Origin of the sequence: Rhodoferax sp. GW822-FHT02A01 (assembly GCF_038784515.1) — a bacterium.
Taxonomy (GTDB): Bacteria; Pseudomonadota; Gammaproteobacteria; order Burkholderiales; family Burkholderiaceae_C; genus Allorhodoferax.
On record NZ_CP152376.1, the window covers coordinates 105,124 to 123,622 of the forward strand.

Here is an 18,499-nt window from a genome sequence, read left to right on the forward strand (position 1 = left end):
GTGAGCAGGTATTTCTTGAAGGGCACGGTAACTCCGGTGGGTGTGTACGGCGTATCAGCTGGCTGTCGGCTTGGCGGCAGGTGCAGCGGGCGCAGCCGTTTCGGTCTTGCTGGAAGACGACTCGGCTGCAGTGCTGGCTGCCGGAGCCGCACTCTCCCCGGTCGCTGGTGCCGTGGCGGGAGCGGATGTCGAGCCGGAAGAGCCCTTGAAGTCCGTTACGTACCAGCCCGAACCCTTGAGCTGGAAGCCCGCGGCGGTGACCTGTTTCTGGAAGCTGGACTTGCCGCAGGAGGGGCATTCGGTCAGCACCGGATCAGAGATTTTTTGCAGCACGTCCTTGGCAAACCCGCAGGACTCGCATTTATAAGCGTATATAGGCATGGGATGAGACTTTGACCAGTGGTTGCAAAGCCTTAAATTATAAAGCCGTGCCTAAAATGGCCGTACTCTGACCAGGAACATCATTACGCCCGCGCCGAAGCATGCGCCGAAAAAGACTGCGATCATCATCTGCAGCATGCGGTTGGTGCGCTTTTGCTCCAGCAGCAGCTCGGTTACCAGCTTATCGGAAATGGCTGGTTCGTTGCTACGCTTGAGGTAGCTGTGCAGCAGCATGGGCAACTCCGGTAGCAGCTTGGCGTAGTGCGGCGCCTGGTCCTTGAGCTGGTGGAAGAATTTTTGCGGTCCAACCTGCTCCAGCATCCATTTTTCAAGGAAAGGCTTGGCGGTGGCCCACAGGTCCAGCTCCGGGTCCAGGTCTCGCCCCAAGCCCTCGATATTGAGCAGCGTTTTCTGCAACAACACCAGCTGTGGCTGGATTTCCACCTGGAACCGGCGCGACATCTGGAACAGACGCATCAGCAGCAGGCCCAGTGAGATTTCCTTCAACGGCCGGTCGAAATACGGCTCGCAGACCGACCGCACCGACGCTTCCAGCTCGTCCACGCGGGTCGTGGCGGGCACCCAGCCGGACTCGATGTGCAACTCGGCCACCCGCTTGTAGTCGCGCCGGAAAAAGGCAGCAAAGTTCTGAGCCAGGTATTCCTTGTCGACCTCGGTGAGCGTGCCCACGATGCCAAAGTCCAGCGAGATGTAACGGCCAAAGGTTTTGGGGTCCAGGCTGACTTGGATATTGCCCGGATGCATGTCCGCGTGGAAGAAGCCATCCCGGAACACCTGAGTGAAGAACAGGGTGACGCCGTCACGTGCGAGTTTGCGGATGTCCACACCGGCGCTGCGCAGCTTTTCCACCTGGTTGATGGGAACGCCCACCATGCGCTCCATGACCAGCACCTCGGTCGTGCAGAAATCCCACAGCATCTCGGGGATCAGCACCAGTTGCAGGCCTTCCATATTGCGGCGCAGTTGTGCGGCGCTGGAGGCCTCACGTATCAGGTCCAGTTCGTCGTGCAGATACTTGTCAAACTCGGCCACGACCTCGCGTGGCTTAAGTCGCTTGCCATCTCCTGAGAGACCTTCCACCCAACCGGCCATCATGCGCATCAGGCTCAGATCTTTGTCGATGGTGGACAGCATGCCTGGGCGAAGCACTTTGACTGCCACATCGCGCACCTGGCCGCTGCGGTCCTTGACCACGGCAAAGTGCACCTGCGCAATGGAAGCACTGGCAACCGGCACTTGGTCAAACGAGACAAAGATCTCGGTCAGGGGTTTACGCAGTGCGCGCTCGATGATGGCCACGGCCTGCTCCACCGGGAAAGGTGGAACCCGGTCTTGCAGCTTGGCCAGTTCATCGGCGATATCCACGGGCATCAAGTCGCGGCGGGTGGACATCACCTGACCGAACTTGACGAAGATGGGCCCCAGCCTCTCCAACGCCTCGCGCAGGCGCTGACCGCGGGGCGCATCGCGTCGGCCCACCGACACCACACGTGCAATCCAGTGCAGCCAAGGTTTCTGGAAGCTATTGAGTACCAGCTCGTCCAGCCCGTAGCGCAGGACGATCCAGACAATGAACAAGCCGCGGCCGAGGCGACTCATGGGGTATTGCCGGTGCTTGCGTCGGATGCGGACTTGTCGCCCGCTCTTTTACCCAGAAAATCCCGTAGCGCACCCGTGATCTTGCGTCCGGCCTCCATCAGCATATGGGAAGGCGCATCACCCACGATGCGGGAGAGATCCTCTTCCACGTCCCAGCGCAGGTTGTCTGCCATCCAGTTGACCTCCGCGGCAAGTTGCACGTCCCCTTCGATACGCACTGGAGGCTTCTCGCCCTGCATCAGGCACCCAGCCAGTGCGAGAGGCGACTCTTCCGTCAGCACCAGCGTGAGATCGGGGGTGGCGTCTTCAGTGGCCAGATCGAGCAGCCCTGCGGGTGTTATCAGCAGCCTGAACGTGAAACTGCGCCATTGCGCCAGAATCACCCTGCCCGACTGTCGCACCAGCCGCTGCATGGCTTGGGGCTCCTGCATCAGCACATGGTTGAGCATCAGCACGCATTTGCGATGTGCCTCGTCTACCGCCCAGGCCGGAGGTGTGGGAAGGGGAAACTTCTGAAAGACATCTTCCAGAAAGGAAAAAGGGGACTGTGTTGCCATAGTCCCCGATTATTCCCTGAAAGTGATGCGCTTTGATGTCTATTGCAGCGCCTGCACGCCGGCCACCAGCCAACCGCCGCCACTCTTGGGCTTGGTCATGTTCCACACCTCGCGGAACGGGCTCGGGCCCGCGGAAGGTTCTTCGCGGATCATGCCCGAGAACTCCACACTGGCCATGTATTCGCTGGGCAACTCCTCAATGCCCAGAAGGCGTGCCTCGATCATCACCACTTCCGTGCTGTTGGGAGTTGATCCGGCGTGTGCCTCACGTTCGGCCAACTGGGTGCGGATTTCGCTCAGCATTTCGTCGGTCATCATGGCGCGCAGAGCCGGTATGTCCGAACGGTCCCAGGCCGCCTGCAGCGTCACGAAGTTGGTCTTGGCTGCGCGCAGGAAGCCCTCCGTATCGAATCCGGCCGGTATACCCCAGGTTTGCGAACCCGAAAGTGCCGAACCAATGATTGAGCCGCCATTGCCATCCAGCGGTGACATGCCGCTGCGCTCAAAGGGGCGTGCCGAAGCATCATTGCCAACGTTCTCCGGCCTGTAGGGAACGGTGGGAGGCATGACACCTCCACTGCCCTGGAAGGCAAATGGACTGGCCACGGCAGCATCGGCGTTGCGTTTGCGCATGAAGAAGCTCAGCAGCATGAACACGCCCAAAGCCAGCACGGCAAACATCAGCACTTGGCCAAACGCCTCACCCATGCCCAGGGACTGCGCCAACCAGGCCAGCCCCAGGCCGGCGGCCAAACCGCCCAGCATGGCGCCCCAAGGGCGTCGCTGCGGCGCGACCGACGGAACTGCGGCGGGTGCGGGTTTGGCGGCCGTGTTGTTGACACCCTGGCTGGGTGCTGCAGGCGCCACCTGGCGTTGGGTCACATTGCTGGACTGCTTGCCCAAGGATCCGCCGCCGCCCAATCGTTTGGCTGCCTCGGCATTCATAGCACCGAGCGCCAGGGCGATAGCCAAAATCCAGACTGACCACTTCATCGAATACTCCAAAAAATTACTTGCTTAGCACTTGATTCCAACATGCAACGCCGCCACACCGGCGGTGAGGTTGTGGTAGTCCACATGTCCGAAACCACCTTTGTGCATCATGGCCTTTAGCTCCTGCTGACCGGGATGCATACGGATGGACTCGGCCAGATAGCGGTAACTGGCATCATCCCCAGCCACCAACTTGCCAAGGCGCGGCAACACCTTGAAGGAATACCAGTCATAGGCCTTTTCCAACGGCTTGGCCACCTTGGAGAATTCCAGTACCAGCAGCTTGCCGCCGGGTTTGAGGACCCGATTCATTTCGGCCAAAGCCATGTCCTTGTGGGTCATGTTGCGCAAGCCGAACGCCACACTGACCAGGTCGAAGTAGTTGTCGGCAAACGGCAGCTTTTCGGCATCACAGACGATGGTTGGCAGCACCACGCCAGCGTCCAGCAGGCGGTTGCGTCCGGTGCTGAGCATGGCTTCGTTGATATCGGTGTGCACCACCTGTCCGCTGGCGCCGACCTTCTTGGCAAAGGCCATGGCCAGATCGCCCGTGCCCCCCGCAATGTCGAGCGCACGGTCCCCTTCCTTCAGGTTGGCGACCATCACGGTGTAGGCCTTCCATGCACGGTGCAGGCCCGCCGACATGAGGTCGTTCATCAGGTCGTACTTGGGTGCGACAGAGTCAAACACACCGCGCACTTTGCGCGCTTTTTCCGCCTCGTCGACGGATTCGAAACCAAAATGGGTGGTAGTCATGCACTGATTTTATGCAGTTCACCACCCTGCACCCGATTAATGCAGCCTGAATTGCCATTCGGTCGCATATGCGTTGTGTTTGTGCACGCAGCCGTGCATGCACAGGGAGGATCTAGTCAGTGGCTGGCGCAGCCATGACCGGCCTTTTCGGGCATGGGCGCATCACGATCCATTCCTGCGGCCTTGAGCTTCTGCTCGTATTCCTGCCAGAGCTGCTCCTGCTGAGAGCCCAGAAAGTACAAGTAATCCCAGGTGAACAGCCCGCTGTCGTGGCCGTCCGAGAAGCTAGGCTGAACCGCGTAATTGCCCACCGGCTCCAGGCCGGTCAGGGTCACGTTGCGCTTACCGGTTTGCAATGTCTCCTGGCCCGGGCCGTGGCCCTGTACCTCGGCCGAAGGAGAATAGACACGCATCAATTCGAACGGAATGCGAAAGTTCGCACCGTCAGAGAAACGGATTTCCAGCACGCGCGACTGCGCGTGCACCGTGAGCGCCTCTGGAGTGGGCGAGCCTGTTTGTAATCCAGCCATGCGGGCATTGTACGAAGCACCCAATCCTGGGTGCTTCGCAAGGCCAAAGCCCAGTCTTAGACCAGTACCCGCTCAATACCGCCGGCGTTGGCCTTTTGCACGTAGGCCTGCAGCCACTCCTCACCCAAAATCTTGCGTGCCATCTCGACCACGATGTAGTCGGCCTCCAGCAAGCCGTTGTTGAGGTCATTGCCGTAGCGTGTCAGACCCTGCAGACAACTGGGGCAGCTGGTGAGGATTTTCAGGTTGCCTTTGTCCTGGGAGCCATCTCCGGATGTTGCCGTCAATGCGCGCAGCTCGGCCTCGCCCTTGCGCAGCTCCTCTTCCTTACGGAAGCGGATCTGGGTCGAGATATCGGGGCGCGACACACCCAGCGTGCCCGACTCGCCGCAGCAGCGATCGCTCTTGAGAACGGTATCACCTACCAACGCCTTGACCGTCTTCATGGGGTCCTGCAGCTTCATGGGGCTGTGGCAGGGGTCGTGGAACAGGTAACCGTCTCCCGTACCACCTTGCGGCACCAGGGTGATGCCCTTCTCCAGGAGGTACTCATGGATGTCGATGATGCGGCTACCAGGGAATATCTTGTCGAACTCGTAACCCTGCAGCTGGTCATAACAGGTACCGCAGCTCACCACCACGGTCTTGATGTCCAGGTAGTTCAAGGTATTGGCCACGCGGTGGAACAGCACCCGGTTGTCGGTGATGATTTTCTCGGCCTTGTCGGCCTGGCCGGAGCCGCGCTGCGGATAACCGCAGCACAGGTAACCCGGTGGCAACACGGTCTGCACCCCGGCATGCCAGAGCATGGCCTGGGTGGCCAGCCCCACCTGGCTGAACAGGCGCTCAGAGCCACAGCCGGGGAAGTAGAACACTGCTTCCGTCTCGGGTGTGGTGTCCTTGGGGTTTCGGATGATGGGCACGTAATCCCCATCCTCGATGTCCAGTAGGGCACGCGCGGTCTTCTTGGGCAAACCACCGGGCATCTTCTTGTTGATGAAGTGGATCACCTGTTCCTTGATGGGCGCAGTACCCACGGTGGCTGGCGGCTTGTTGGTCTGCGCCCTGGCAGCCAATCGCAACACCTGATTGGCAAAGCGCTGCACCTTGAAGCCAATGCCCACCATGCCTGCACGCACCAGCTTGATGGTCTGCGGGTTGGTGGCATTCAGGAAGAACATGGCCGCAGCGTTGCCAGGCCGGAAGCTTTTCTGCCCCATCTTGCGCAGCAGGTTGCGCATGTTCATGGTGACGTCACCGAAGTCGATCTTCACCGGACAAGGCGACTCGCATTTGTGGCAGACGGTGCAGTGGTCAGCCACATCCTCGAACTCTTCCCAATGGCGGATGCTGATGCCGCGACGGGTCTGCTCTTCGTACAAGAAGGCTTCCACCAGCAGCGAAGTGGCCAGGATCTTGTTGCGGGGGCTATAGAGCAGGTTGGCACGCGGCACGTGAGTGGCACATACCGGCTTGCATTTGCCGCAGCGCAGGCAGTCCTTGACCGAGTCGGCAATGGCGCCGATATCGCTCTGCTGCATGATGAGCGACTCATGTCCCATCAGGCCAAAGGAAGGTGTGTAGGCGTTGGTCAGGTCGGCATGGGCATCCGGACTACGCAACAGCTTGCCCTTGTTGAAATGCCCGTCCGGATCGATCTTGGCCTTGTAGGCACTGAACGGTGCCAGCTCGGCGTCGCTCAGGAACTCCAGCTTGGTAATGCCAATGCCATGTTCGCCGGAGATCACACCGTCGAGCGAGCGTGCCAGCGCCATGATGCGTTTGACGGCGCCGTGCGCCGCCTGCAGCATGTCGTAATCATCGCTGTTGACCGGGATGTTGGTGTGCACATTGCCGTCGCCAGCATGCATGTGCAGCGCCACCCAGACCCGGCCCTTGAGCACGCGCTGGTGAATGGCATTGCATTCCTTGAGCACGGCTTCAAACGCGCCACCGGTGAAGATGCCTTGCAAAGGTGCGCGGATCTGGGTCTTCCAGCTTGCACGCAGGCTGTGGTTCTGCAATTGCGTGAACAGGTCTGCAACATTGCTCAGCCAGTCCTGCCATTGCCCACGTACTTCGGCAATCAAGGCAATCGCCTGATCCACCTTTTCCTGCAACAGCGCAGGCTCGGGCACATCGTTGGTGTCGCTGGCCTTGCTCAGCGGCAAATTGCCTTGCTGAAGGAACTCAGTCAACGCATCGCACAGGGCCAGCTTGTTCTGCAGGCTCAGCTCGATGTTGATGCGCTCGATGCCGTCGGTGTATTCGGCCATGCGCGGCAGCGGGATCACTACGTCTTCATTGATCTTGAAGGCGTTGGTGTGGCGGCTGATGGCTGCGGTCTTCTTGCGATCCAGCCAGAATTTCTTGCGCGCTTCCGGGCTGATGGCGATGAAGCCCTCCCCGCTGCGCGAATTGGCAATGCGCACGACTTCGGAAGTGGCGCGCGCCACCGCGTCGGCATCGTCACCCGCAATGTCGCCAAACAAGGCCATCTTGGGCAAGCCGCCGCGCTTGGACTTGGTGGCGTAGCCCACCGCCTTGAGGTAGCGGTCATCCAGGTGCTCCAACCCGGCCAGCAGGACGCCGCTGCGCTTTTGCTCGGCAAACATGAAGTCGATGATCTCGACGATGCTGGGCACCGCCAGCTTGGCATCGCCAAAAAACTCCAGGCACACGGTGCGGGTGTGCTGAGGCATGCGGTGCACCACCCAGCGTGCGCTGGTGATCAGGCCGTCACAGCCTTCCTTCTGAATGCCGGGCAAACCGCTGAGGAACTTGTCGGTCACGTCCTTGCCCAAGCCTTCCTTGCGGAAGGACCTCCCGGGAATATCCAGGCGCTCGGTGCGCAGCCGCGTCTTGCCATCGGCCTTGAAGTACTGCAACTCGAAGCTGGCCACGTCCGCATCATGGATCTTGCCCATGTTGTGGTTGATGCGGGTCACTTCCAGCCACTCGGCCTGCGGCGTCACCATGCGCCAGCTCGCCAGGTTGTCCAAGGCCGTACCCCACAGCACAGCCTTCTTGCCGCCCGCGTTCATGGCGATATTGCCGCCTATGCAGCTGGCCTCGGCCGATGTGGGGTCTACCGCGAACACATAGCCGGCACGTTCGGCCGCATCGGCCACGCGCTGGGTCACCACGCCCGCCTCGCTCCAGACAGTGGCTACTTCGCGGTCCATGCCAGGCAAGCGTTTCATCTCCACCTCGGTCATGGCCTCCAGCTTTTCGGTGTTGATGACCGCGCTCTTCCAGGTCAGCGGGACGGCGCCGCCGGTGTAGCCCGTGCCACCTCCGCGGGGAATGATGGTCAGACCGAGGTCGATACATCCCTTGACCAGGCCGGCCATCTCTTCTTCCGAGTCCGGCGTAAGCACCACAAAGGGGTATTCCACGCGCCAGTCGGTGGCGTCGGTGACGTGGCTGACGCGCGAGAGGCCGTCAAACTTGATGTTGTCCTTGGCCGTGACCCGGTTCAGCTGGCGCAGCGCCTTGCGGCGCAACGCGGCTACTTCCTCAAAGGCGGCGTCAAAAGCCTTGACCGATGCGCTGGCGGCGGTCAGCAACTCGCCCACCATCGCGTCGCGCTCCGGGTCCACGTCCGGGGTGCGACGCTTGGCCACTTCGCTCAGACGATGGTGCAAAGCCTCCACCAGCATGCCGCGGCGCTTGGGGTTGTCCAGCAGGTCGTCTTGCAGGTAGGGGTTGCGCTGGACCACCCAGATGTCGCCCAGCACCTCGTACAACATACGGGCAGAGCGGCCGGTACGGCGCTCCTCACGCAGCTTGTTGAGCGTCTCCCAGGCCTGTTCGCCCAGCAGTCGGATGACGATTTCCCGATCGGAAAAGGAGGTGTAGTTGTAAGGGATCTCGCGAATGCGCTCGTGCGGATGGGCTGCAGCCGCTTGAGCGGCAGGGTCGGCGCTGGTCAGATGCGTGATTAGAGTGGGTGCGTTCATCGGGTAGTGTCTGGGCAACCAGAGGAGCAGAAATGCCAGTCCTCGGGCTGATATGGCAGACCTGCGATGGTACCGCAGTGCACCAAAGCGACCGTTTCTGTTCTGAAAAGGCCACACCAGCGGCACAGTCTGAGCCGGCTTCGGGCTGACGCACAATGTTGAAATAACCTTTGCCCGATTTGATCCCTCATGAACCCACGCACTTTGCCTGCCTGGCCTTATCCCCGCTGGATTGCCCACCGCGGAGCCGGAAAGCTGGCCCCCGAAAACACCCTGGCGTCTTTCCGTACCGGTGCCGGCCATGGCTACCGCATGTTCGAGTGCGACGTGAAACTCAGCGCCGATGGCGTGCCATTCCTGATGCATGACGCAGAACTGCAGCGAACCACCAACGCTGCCGAGCGACTGGGTGTGGGGCAGCCAGGCGTCAGTGACATTGCGGGAAGCCACGGTTGGCACGCACTGTCCCAGTTGGACGCCGGCAGTTGGCACTCCCGCATTTTTGCAGCGGAGCCACTACCTACTTTCGAGGCCATAGCGCGGTTTTGCGTACGCAACAGTTTTTTTCTGAACGTTGAAATCAAGCCCACGCCGGGCACCGAATACCGCACCGGTGAAGTGGTGGCGCAACACGCTGCACGCCATTTCAACGGCGTTGCAATTCCACCACTGCTCACTTCCTTTGACATTCCCGCACTGGAAGGTGCCCTGGCATCGCAACCCGAACTGCCGCGCGGGTTGTTGATCGATGCGCTGGAAGAGCTGCCCTGGTCCGCCTGGCTCTCCAAGGCACAGACACTGCAATGCCAGGCCATCGTGTGCAACCACACGCTATGGAATGCAGACACCGTGTTGCAAGCCAAGGCAGCCGGCTTCAGAACCTTGAGCTATACGGTGAACGACACACAAGAGGCGGCACGTCTGATTTCCTTGGGCACCGACGGCGTGATCACGGACCGGGTGGACCTGTTCAGTCCTGCTGCATAGCGCAAAAAATTTCTTGTTTCCGACATCGCGCGCTGTGTTTTTTTAGCCACTTTGGGTTTATTCACCTTAGGTCTATTGTTCTCTTTCGGTAAACCCCAACTTTCATTGAAACGTTTGGATTAGTATGGAAACAATACCTACACTTCCGGCATCGGAGTGATTGGTTGTGTTGCTGTTACTTGCCAGGAGTTCTTATGGACGCGATTGGTAATTACGTAGCCCGCTTTGCGCGTAGCCGCGAAGAAGAGATGAGCCTCGACGAGTATCTGCTCGAGTGCAAACGCAATCCTTTGGCCTACGCAACTGCGGCGGAGCGCATGCTCAAAGCCATCGGTGAGCCACAGGTGCTGGACACCCGCAACGACCCACGCTTGTCGCGCATATTTGCCAACAAGCTGATCAAGATCTACCCCGCCTTTTCCGAGTTCTTCGGCATGGAAGAGGTGGTGGAACAGGTCGTGAGCTACTTCCGCCACGCCGCGCAGGGCCTGGAAGAGCGCAAGCAGATTCTGTATCTGCTAGGCCCGGTTGGTGGTGGCAAGAGTTCGCTCGCAGAGCGCCTCAAACACTTGATGCAACAGGTGCCCTTCTATGCCATCAAAGGATCCCCGGTCAATGAAAGCCCACTAGGCCTGTTCGATGCGGTTGAAGACGGGCCGATATTGCAGGATAGCTACGGTATTCCAACGCGCTATCTGCAGCGCATCCTGTCACCTTGGGCCGTCAAGCGTTTGGATGAGTTCGGCGGAGACATACGCCAGTTCCGGGTGGTCAAGCGCTACCCCAACGTGCTCAAGCAGATCGCCATTTCCAAGACCGAACCGGGTGACGAAAACAACCAGGACATTTCGTCCCTGGTCGGCAAGGTGGATATCCGCAAGCTGGAAACCTTCTCCCAGGATGATCCGGACGCTTACAGTTTCTCTGGCGGTCTGTGCCAGGCCAACCAGGGCCTGCTGGAATTCGTGGAAATGTTCAAGGCGCCCATCAAGGTGCTGCACCCACTGCTCACGGCAACGCAGGAAGGCAACTTCAAGGGAACGGAAGGCTTCGGCGCCATTCCGTTTGATGGGGTGGTGCTGGCGCACAGCAACGAGAGTGAATGGAAGACCTTTCGGAACAACAAGCACAACGAGGCCTTCCTGGATCGCATCTACATCGTTAAGGTGCCCTACTGTCTGCGCGTGAGCGACGAGATCAAGATCTATGAAAAACTGATCCGCGAGTCGTCACTCGGTTCCGCCACCTGTGCACCGGGTACGTTCAAGATGATGAGTCAGTTCGCAGTCTTGACCCGACTCAAGGAGCCCGAGAACTCCAGCCTGTTCAGCAAGATGGCGGTGTATGACGGTGAAAGCCTCAAGGACACCGACCCGCGTGCCAAGAGCTATCTGGAATACCGCGACTATGCTGGCATGGATGAAGGGATGACGGGCGTGTCCACCCGCTTTGCTTTCAAGATCCTGTCCAAGGTGTTCAACTTTGACAGCACCGAAGTGGCCGCCAATCCGGTTCACCTGATGTACGTGCTGGAGCAACAGATCGAGCGCGAACAGCTTCCGCCCGAGTTGGAACAGAAGTACACCGGCTTTATCAAGGAGCTGTTGGCGCCCCGCTACGCGGAGTTCATTGGCAAGGAAATCCAGACCGCCTATCTGGAGAGCTACAGCGAATACGGCCAGAACATCTTTGATCGCTACGTCACCTACGCGGACTACTGGATTCAGGACAACGAATACCGCGACACCGACACAGGTGAGGTGTTTGACCGTGTGGCCCTGAACGCCGAGCTGGAGAAGATCGAAAAGCCTGCAGGCATTGCCAATCCCAAGGATTTCCGCAACGAGATCGTCAACTTCGTGCTGCGTGCCCGTGCCAACAACCAGGGCAAGAATCCATCCTGGACCAGCTACGAAAAGCTGCGGGTGGTCATCGAAAAGAAGATGTTCTCGAATACCGAAGAGCTGTTGCCCGTCATCAGCTTCAATGCCAAGGCCAGCGCCGACGATGCGCGCAAGCACGAGGACTTCGTGACACGCATGGTGGCCAAGGGCTACACATCCAAGCAAGTGCGGCTGCTGTGTGAGTGGTATTTGCGGGTGCGCAAGAGTTCCTGAGGTCGCCCAACCTGAAGTCACCCTATGGCCCTACACATTGTTGACCGCCGGCTTGCCGGCAAAAACAAGTCCATCGGCAACAGGGAGCGGTTCTTGCGCCGCCATCAGGAGCAGATTCGGGAGGCCGTGCGCAAGGCCGTTGCGGGACGCAGCATCCGCGACATGGAGCAGGCCGAAGACGTCACCATTCCCAGGAAAGACATCAGCGAACCCGTGTTTCACCATGGGTCGGGAGGCGTGCGTGATTTGGTGCATCCGGGCAACACCGACCATTTGCGTGGCGACCGCATCAAGCGCCCGCAAGACGGAGGTGGTGGCAAGGGGGGCGGCAAAGCCAGCGACTCCGGTGAAGGCGAAGACGATTTCATCTTCACCCTGAGCAAAGAGGAGTTCATGCAAGTCTTCTTTGACGGGCTTGCTTTACCGCACCTGATTCGCAACCAGATCGGCGAAACGCCGGAGTGGAAATCACACCGGGCCGGCTACACCAAGGACGGCACACCCAGCAACCTGCATATCGTGCGGTCCATGCGGCATGCGCTGGGTCGACGCCTGTCACTGGGTGCGGGCGCACGCCAGGATTTGAAAGACAAGATTGCCGCTCTAGCGGAGCTGGAGCGCTTTCCCTTGGGGCATGAGGCTGCCATCCGGGCGCTGCGTCAGGAGATCAAGGACCTGGAACTGCGGCTCAAGCGCATCCCATTTCTGGACCCGCTGGACCTGCGCTTTCGCGGTGTGGTGAAGACGCCAGTGCCCATGGTCAAGGCCGTCATGTTTTGCCTGATGGATGTGTCAGGCTCCATGGACGAGGGGCGCAAGAACCTGGCCAAGCAATTTTTCATCTTGCTGTACCTGTTCCTGACCCGCCATTACGAAAAGATCGACATCGTCTTCATCCGCCATCACACCCAGGCGCAGGAAGTGGATGAGGACACCTTCTTCCACGCCACGGAGAGCGGGGGCACGGTAGTCAGCAGCGCGCTGGACCTGATGCAGAAGATCATCTCTCAGCGCTATTCGCCCAGCGAATGGAACATCTACGGTGCCCAGGCCAGCGATGGCGACAACTTCAGCAGCGACAGCGGCCGCTGCCGCGAGCTGCTGGCCGAGACGCTGCTGCCACTGTGCCGTTATTACGCTTACATCCAGGTTGCCGAGGAGGAACAGAACCTCTGGGAAGAATACGCAGCAATCGGAGCTGACCATGCCAACTTTGCGATGCGCAAGGTCATCGAACCCACCGACATCTACCCCATCTTCCGGGATCTGTTCAAGAAGGAAGGGGCCAACGCATGAACACGCCGCTCACCAGCGTCAGTGGTCGAACGGCCGAAAACCGGCACATGGATGATGTCGCACGCATTCCTGTGGCCGGGGAACGCAGGGCGCGCCACACATTGCAGCAACCCTTGCCAGCACCTCCACGAGCCCACCACCCGTTGCCTGATACCAGTGACTGGACGTTTGACATCATCGAGCAGTACCACGACGTGATTCGCGATACGGCGCAGCGCTTTGGCCTGGACACCTATCCCAACCAGCTGGAAATCATCACCGCTGAACAGATGATGGACGCCTATGCCAGTGTGGGCATGCCCATCAATTACCGCCATTGGAGCTATGGCAAGGAGTTCATTGCCACCGACAAGCGCTACCGCCGCGGCAACATGGGACTGGCCTATGAAATCGTCATCAACTCCAACCCCTGCATCAGCTACCTGATGGAAGAGAACACCACCGCCATGCAGGCCCTGGTGATTGCCCATGCGGCCTACGGCCACAACAGCTTCTTCAAGGGCAATTACCTCTTTCGCATGTGGACGGATGCCTCGTCCATCATCGATTACCTGGTCTTTGCGCGCAGCTACATCGCCGAATGCGAGGAACGCTACGGGCTGGACGCGGTGGAATCCGTGCTCGACTCCTGCCATGCCTTGGCTAATTTCGGCGTGGACCGCTATCGCCGCCCCAGCAAGAAAAGTCTGGCGGTGGAGCTGGCGGAGCGACGTGCACGTGAGGCCCATGCCCAGCTCCAGGTCAATGATCTCTGGCGCACCCTGCCCCAGCGCCTGGACAAGGCGGAAGATGCGCCGGCAGCGCAGCGCTTTCCCAGCGAGCCCCAAGAAAACCTGCTGTACTTCATTGAAAAGAACTCTCCGCTGCTGGAGCCCTGGCAACGCGAAGTAGTGCGCTTGGTGCGCAAGATCGCCCAATACTTCTACCCGCAGCGGCAGACGCAGGTCATGAACGAAGGCTGGGCCACCTTCTGGCACCACAAATTGCTAAACACCATGTACGACGACGGTCAATTGAGCGACGGCGTGATGATGGAATGGCTGAGTTCGCATACCAATGTGATCTACCAGCCGCCGGTTGGGCACCGCGCCTACAGCGGAATCAACCCCTACGCGCTGGGCTTTGCCATGTACACCGACATCCAGCGCATTTGCGAACACCCGACCGAGGAAGACCGGCGCTGGTTTCCCGACATGGCCGGAGCGCCGTGGCTGCCCACGCTGGACCATGCCATGCGCAACTACAAGGACGAGAGCTTTATCGGCCAGTTTCTCAGTCCCAAGCTGATGCGCGACTTCCGGCTATTTGCCATTCATGACGACGAGCGCAAGGTCGAACTGGAGGTGGGCGCCATCCACGACGAGGCGGGCTACGCCGAACTACGCCAGGCCCTGTCGCAGCAGTACGACCTGGGTACGCGCGAGCCCAACATTCAGGTCTGGAACGTCAATCTGCGCGGGGACCGCACGCTGATACTGCGCCATTTCCCCTACCAGGACCGGCCTTTGGGAGACAGCACGCAGGAAGTGCTGAAGCATACGGCGCGCCTTTGGGGATTCGGCGTGAAGCTGGAGAGTGTCAATGCCAACGGTGACGTCACCAAGCAGTGGAGCGTTCCCGCCCCACCGGTTTAAGGGCGAGCTTCAGCTGCGCCAGGCACCAGCCATCAACCATTGGCAGCTTGCGCAGGCCAATACCATGGCGGCGTAACTGGCCATCTTGCCGTCGTGACCGAAAAACCAAAGCCCACCAAGCAGGGCAATAAAACATGCTATAGAATTGATAGCGCCCTGCTTGAGCCAGCTATGATGGGTGCGCGCCTTCTTGATCACCAGCGGCGCCAACACAGCGACCAGTAGCCCGACGGTGAGCGCTGGCAGCAGAAAATTCAGCAGGTGATCGATCAAGCCAAACAGACTCATGGGAAGGGGCGGAGTCCGTAAAACGGCTCAACTTTGGTATAGCAATGGCCGGGATTTTATAATCCACCGATAAACGTATGGCAGTCTGGGCATTAGGAATCAACCACACCACCGCGCCGCTGGACCTGCGCGGCCGGTTTGCGTTCGCCATGGACTCGGTGGAACCCCATCTGGTAGCCCTGCGGGAAAGCCTGGCCCGCAACCCGGAGGCCGCCATTGTTTCCACCTGCAATCGCACCGAGATCTATTGCGCAGGTGACGAAGCTGCACTGGAACAAACGCTGAACTGGCTGGCCCAGTCGGGCGGTGTTTCTCCCCATGAGCTGCGCTCTCACACCTACCACCTGGAGGGCGATCAGGCCGCCCGCCATGCCTTTCGCGTAGCCAGCGGGCTGGACTCGATGGTGCTGGGCGAGCCCCAGATCCTGGGTCAAATCAAGGATGCGGTGCGTGCTGCCGATGCGGCTGGCGCGCTGGGCACCACGCTGTCACAGATGTTCCAGCGCTCGTTTGCTGTCGCCAAGGAGGTTCGCACCTCCACCGAAATCGGCGCGCATTCGATCAGCATGGCTGCAGCGGCCGTGCGCCTGTCGTCGCAATTGTTCGAAGACCTGGCCAAGGTCAAAGTGCTGTTTGTGGGCGCTGGCGAGATGATCGAGCTATGCGCCACACACTTTGCGGCCAAGAATCCCCAATCCATCGCCATTGCCAACCGCACCCTGGAACGCGGCGAAAAGCTGGCCGTGCGCTTTGGTGCTGAAGTCATGCGTCTGGCCGACCTGCCTGAGCGCCTGCACGAGTTTGACGCGGTGATCAGCTGCACCGCCAGCTCCCTGCCCATCATCGGCTTGGGTGCCGTGGAGCGTGCGCTCAAGAAGCGCCGCCACCGCCCTATGTTCATGGTGGACCTGGCCGTGCCGCGCGACATTGAGCCTGAGGTCAAGGCGCTGGGCGATGTGTATCTCTACACCGTGGACGATCTGGCCAGCGTGGTGCAGACCGCCCAGGCCAACCGCCAGGCAGCGGTGGCACAGGCCGAGGCCATCGTGGATGCCGGGGTGCAGAGCTTCATGCACTGGATCGAACAGCGCAACTCGGTGCCGCTGATTCAGCAACTCAACTCCCAGGCCGAGCAGTGGCGTGCCACCGAACTGGCGCGCGCCCGCAAGCTGCTGGCGCGTGACGGCGATGTGGACGCAGCCCTGGAAGCACTGGCCAAGGGTCTCACGCAAAAGATGCTGCACGGCGCCATGGCCGAACTGCATGCGGGCGACGTGACTGCGCGCGAGCGTGCCAGCACCGCCATCCAACGCTTTTTCCTGCGCAAAGAACGTTAGCGGCCCTGCCCTGCCGTCGCCTCTGCCCGCTTCATTGGGGCAGTTCTTTGTTCTTTGTCCTTTGCAACACCATGAAACCCTTTCTGCGCCAACAACTAGCCCGCTACGCTGACCGTCTGGGAGAGCTCGAATTCCTGCTCTCACGCGAAGACATCATGCAGGACATGAAGCAATTCCTGGCGCTCTCACGGGAACACACCGAAGTGGGCGCAGTGGCCAGCCGCTGGGCGCGTTACCAGCAGCGCGAGGCCGATCTGGCAGCCGGGCAAGAGATGTTGAAGGCCTCTGCCGACGACGAGGAGATGCTGGCCATGGCGCAAGAAGAGGTAGACAGCGCCACCGCCGAGCTAGCCCAGTTGGACCAAGAGTTGCAGCGCATGCTGTTGCCCAAGGACCCGGACGACCAGCGCCCTGCCTTTGTGGAAATCCGCGCCGGCACTGGTGGCGATGAATCCGCCCTGTTTGCGGCGGACCTGGCCCGCATGTACACCCGCTATTGCGATGCCCAGGGCCTCAAGACGGAAATCATGAGCTCGTCGGAGAGCGAACTGGGTGGCTACAAGGAAGTGGTGCTGCGGGTGGAGGGCACGGTGATGACCAGTACCGGCGCCTGTGGCGCCTATGGGCTGCTCAAGTTTGAGTCGGGCGGCCACCGCGTACAACGTGTGCCCGCCACCGAAACCCAGGGCCGCATCCACACCAGTGCCTGCACGGTGGCCGTGCTGGCCGAGCAAGACGAGGCTGAGGCCATCAAGATCAATCCGTCGGATTTGCGCATTGACACCTTCCGCGCCAGCGGTGCCGGTGGTCAGCACATCAACAAGACCGACTCGGCCGTGCGCATCACCCACATTCCCACCGGCATCGTGGCCGAGTGCCAGGACGGGCGCAGCCAGCACAGCAACAAGGCGCAGGCCCTCAAGGTGCTGACTGCCCGCATCCATGAGAAAGAGCGTTCCGAACGCGCCGCAAAGGATGCGGCTGAGCGCAAGAGCCTGGTGGGCAGCGGCGACCGCAGCGACCGCATCCGCACCTACAACTTCCCGCAAGGCCGCCTCACCGACCACCGCATCAACCTCACGCTGTACAAGCTGCTGTCCATCATGGAAGGCGATCTGGGCGACGTGATTGAAGCCCTGCAGGCCTATGAAGCCGCACAGCAAATGGCAGCCCTGGAGCTCAACGCGTGAACCTGACGCAGGCCGTGCTGCATGGCCAGTCCCTGGGCATCGAGCGGCTGGAAGCGCAGATGTTGGTGCTGCATGCCCTGCAGCGCCCCACCAGCGACCGGGCCTGGCTGCTGGCGCATGGCAGTGACGAGCTCAGTGCGCAGACGCAAGACCGCGTGCACACCCTGGCGCAACGCCGCGCAAGCGGGGAGCCCATGGCCTATATCACCGGGCACAAGGAGTTCTACGGCCTGGATCTACGCGTGGACGCGCGCGTGCTGGACCCGCGCGCAGATACCGAAACCTTGGTGGATTGGGCTTTGGAGGTGATGGACGCCGGGCGCCCGGCTGGTGCTGAAATGCCCAGCGCCATCGACTTGGGCACCGGCAGCGGCGCCATTGCGCTGGCGCTGAAGCACCATCGCCCCCAATGGCAGATCCACGCGCTGGACTTCAGCATGGACGCCCTGGCGGTGGCAGAGGGCAATGCAGCGCGACTGCAGCTTGCCGTTCACTTCCACAAGGGTTCCTGGCTGCAGAACGTGCAAGAACGCTTTTCGCTGATTGTCTCCAACCCGCCGTATATCGCGGCACAGGATGCGCATCTGGCTGCGCTGACGCATGAACCCCTGCAGGCGTTGGTCAGTGGAGAGGACGGACTGGATGCAATCCGTACCATCGTTGCGCAATCGCCCACGCGTTTGCTGCCAGGCGGATGGCTGTTGCTGGAGCATGGCTATGACCAGGCCCCTGCCGTACGCACCCTGTTGCAAAATGCCGGCTTTCACAACGTCCAATCCCGCCGAGACCTGCCAGGCATTGAGCGCTGCAGCGGCGGCCAATGGCAGGCTTGAACAGAAAGCACACAACCC

14 protein-coding genes and 1 pseudogene are annotated in these 18,499 nt (G+C 60.5%); 7 read left to right on the top strand and 8 right to left on the bottom strand.

Going from position 1 to position 18,499, the window contains the following annotated elements; all coding sequences use genetic code 11:
* Positions 1-54: 54 nt before the first annotated feature.
* From AAGF34_RS00465 to AAGF34_RS00495, 7 genes and pseudogenes are all read right to left on the bottom strand, one after another.
* Complete coding sequence (locus AAGF34_RS00465; protein WP_342618677.1) at positions 55-381, bottom strand: FmdB family zinc ribbon protein; 327 nt, start codon at positions 379-381, stop codon at positions 55-57.
* A gap of 120 nt (positions 382-501) precedes the next feature.
* Positions 502-2,001 (bottom strand): annotated as a pseudogene (gene ubiB, locus AAGF34_RS00470) (ubiquinone biosynthesis regulatory protein kinase UbiB); the annotation flags it as partial.
* Positions 1,998-2,558, bottom strand: a complete 561-nt coding sequence (locus AAGF34_RS00475; RefSeq protein WP_342618678.1) for a hypothetical protein — start codon at positions 2,556-2,558, stop codon at positions 1,998-2,000. The pseudogene ubiB and the gene AAGF34_RS00475, both read right to left, overlap by 4 nt.
* A 39-nt stretch (positions 2,559-2,597) precedes the next feature.
* Entirely contained in the window at positions 2,598-3,551 is a 954-nt protein-coding gene (locus AAGF34_RS00480; RefSeq protein WP_342618679.1) for a Tim44-like domain-containing protein, read from the bottom strand.
* Between the two features lie 24 nt (positions 3,552-3,575).
* Positions 3,576-4,307, bottom strand: a complete 732-nt coding sequence (gene ubiE / locus AAGF34_RS00485; protein WP_342618680.1) for a bifunctional demethylmenaquinone methyltransferase/2-methoxy-6-polyprenyl-1,4-benzoquinol methylase UbiE — start codon at positions 4,305-4,307, stop codon at positions 3,576-3,578.
* A 116-nt stretch (positions 4,308-4,423) separates the two neighbouring features.
* Positions 4,424-4,837 (bottom strand): DUF971 domain-containing protein, encoded by a 414-nt coding sequence (locus AAGF34_RS00490; RefSeq protein WP_342618681.1) that lies wholly within the window; start codon positions 4,835-4,837, stop codon positions 4,424-4,426.
* Between the two features lie 56 nt (positions 4,838-4,893).
* Positions 4,894-8,799, bottom strand: coding sequence for an FAD/FMN-binding oxidoreductase (locus AAGF34_RS00495; protein WP_342618682.1), 3,906 nt, complete (start codon positions 8,797-8,799; stop codon positions 4,894-4,896).
* Between the two features lie 189 nt (positions 8,800-8,988).
* On the opposite strand from AAGF34_RS00495, the gene ugpQ reads away from it, so the two are divergent.
* The 4 genes from ugpQ to AAGF34_RS00515 all read left to right on the top strand — a co-directional run bounded on the left by ugpQ (position 8,989) and on the right by AAGF34_RS00515 (position 14,833).
* On the top strand, positions 8,989-9,786 hold the full coding sequence (gene ugpQ, locus AAGF34_RS00500) for a glycerophosphodiester phosphodiesterase (RefSeq protein WP_342618683.1): 798 nt from the start codon (positions 8,989-8,991) through the stop codon (positions 9,784-9,786).
* 194 nt (positions 9,787-9,980) lie between these two features.
* Positions 9,981-11,903: a PrkA family serine protein kinase gene (locus tag AAGF34_RS00505; RefSeq protein WP_342618684.1), complete on the top strand. Its 1,923-nt coding sequence runs from the start codon at positions 9,981-9,983 to the stop codon at positions 11,901-11,903.
* Between the two features lie 24 nt (positions 11,904-11,927).
* Positions 11,928-13,199 (top strand): YeaH/YhbH family protein, encoded by a 1,272-nt coding sequence (locus AAGF34_RS00510; protein ID WP_342618685.1) that lies wholly within the window; start codon positions 11,928-11,930, stop codon positions 13,197-13,199.
* Between the two features lie 47 nt (positions 13,200-13,246).
* Positions 13,247-14,833, top strand: a complete 1,587-nt coding sequence (locus tag AAGF34_RS00515) for a SpoVR family protein (protein WP_342621193.1) — start codon at positions 13,247-13,249, stop codon at positions 14,831-14,833.
* A 9-nt stretch (positions 14,834-14,842) separates the two neighbouring features.
* Here AAGF34_RS00515 and AAGF34_RS00520 read toward each other — a convergent pair whose 3' ends face one another.
* Positions 14,843-15,121: a hypothetical protein gene (locus AAGF34_RS00520; protein ID WP_342618686.1), complete on the bottom strand. Its 279-nt coding sequence runs from the start codon at positions 15,119-15,121 to the stop codon at positions 14,843-14,845.
* Positions 15,122-15,198: 77 nt separating this feature from the next.
* Here AAGF34_RS00520 and hemA point away from each other — a divergent pair, with 77 nt between their 5' ends.
* The 3 genes from hemA (at position 15,199) to prmC (ending at position 18,481) form a co-directional block, all read left to right on the top strand.
* Complete coding sequence (gene hemA, locus AAGF34_RS00525; RefSeq protein ID WP_342618687.1) at positions 15,199-16,458, top strand: glutamyl-tRNA reductase; 1,260 nt, start codon at positions 15,199-15,201, stop codon at positions 16,456-16,458.
* A gap of 71 nt (positions 16,459-16,529) precedes the next feature.
* Positions 16,530-17,648, top strand: coding sequence for a peptide chain release factor 1 (gene prfA, locus AAGF34_RS00530; RefSeq protein ID WP_342618688.1), 1,119 nt, complete (start codon positions 16,530-16,532; stop codon positions 17,646-17,648).
* Positions 17,645-18,481 (top strand): peptide chain release factor N(5)-glutamine methyltransferase, encoded by an 837-nt coding sequence (gene prmC, locus AAGF34_RS00535; protein ID WP_342618689.1) that lies wholly within the window; start codon positions 17,645-17,647, stop codon positions 18,479-18,481. Before prfA ends, prmC begins: the two co-directional genes overlap by 4 nt.
* The last annotated feature ends 18 nt before the right edge of the window (positions 18,482-18,499 follow it).

What these genes read in the sequence shown, in the direction of transcription:
- AAGF34_RS00465 (WP_342618677.1), bottom strand. Translation starts at nt 381, where the DNA reads ATGCCTATATACGCTTATAAATGCGAGTCCTGCGGGTTTGCCAAGGAC.
- AAGF34_RS00475 (WP_342618678.1), bottom strand. Translation starts at nt 2,558, where the DNA reads ATGGCAACACAGTCCCCTTTTTCCTTTCTGGAAGATGTCTTTCAGAAG.
- AAGF34_RS00480 (WP_342618679.1), bottom strand. Translation starts at nt 3,551, where the DNA reads ATGAAGTGGTCAGTCTGGATTTTGGCTATCGCCCTGGCGCTCGGTGCT.
- ubiE (WP_342618680.1), bottom strand. Translation starts at nt 4,307, where the DNA reads ATGACTACCACCCATTTTGGTTTCGAATCCGTCGACGAGGCGGAAAAA.
- AAGF34_RS00490 (WP_342618681.1), bottom strand. Translation starts at nt 4,837, where the DNA reads ATGGCTGGATTACAAACAGGCTCGCCCACTCCAGAGGCGCTCACGGTG.
- AAGF34_RS00495 (WP_342618682.1), bottom strand. Translation starts at nt 8,799, where the DNA reads ATGAACGCACCCACTCTAATCACGCATCTGACCAGCGCCGACCCTGCC.
- ugpQ (WP_342618683.1), top strand. Translation starts at nt 8,989, where the DNA reads ATGAACCCACGCACTTTGCCTGCCTGGCCTTATCCCCGCTGGATTGCC.
- AAGF34_RS00505 (WP_342618684.1), top strand. Translation starts at nt 9,981, where the DNA reads ATGGACGCGATTGGTAATTACGTAGCCCGCTTTGCGCGTAGCCGCGAA.
- AAGF34_RS00510 (WP_342618685.1), top strand. Translation starts at nt 11,928, where the DNA reads ATGGCCCTACACATTGTTGACCGCCGGCTTGCCGGCAAAAACAAGTCC.
- AAGF34_RS00515 (WP_342621193.1), top strand. Translation starts at nt 13,247, where the DNA reads ATGGATGATGTCGCACGCATTCCTGTGGCCGGGGAACGCAGGGCGCGC.
- AAGF34_RS00520 (WP_342618686.1), bottom strand. Translation starts at nt 15,121, where the DNA reads ATGAGTCTGTTTGGCTTGATCGATCACCTGCTGAATTTTCTGCTGCCA.
- hemA (WP_342618687.1), top strand. Translation starts at nt 15,199, where the DNA reads ATGGCAGTCTGGGCATTAGGAATCAACCACACCACCGCGCCGCTGGAC.
- prfA (WP_342618688.1), top strand. Translation starts at nt 16,530, where the DNA reads ATGAAACCCTTTCTGCGCCAACAACTAGCCCGCTACGCTGACCGTCTG.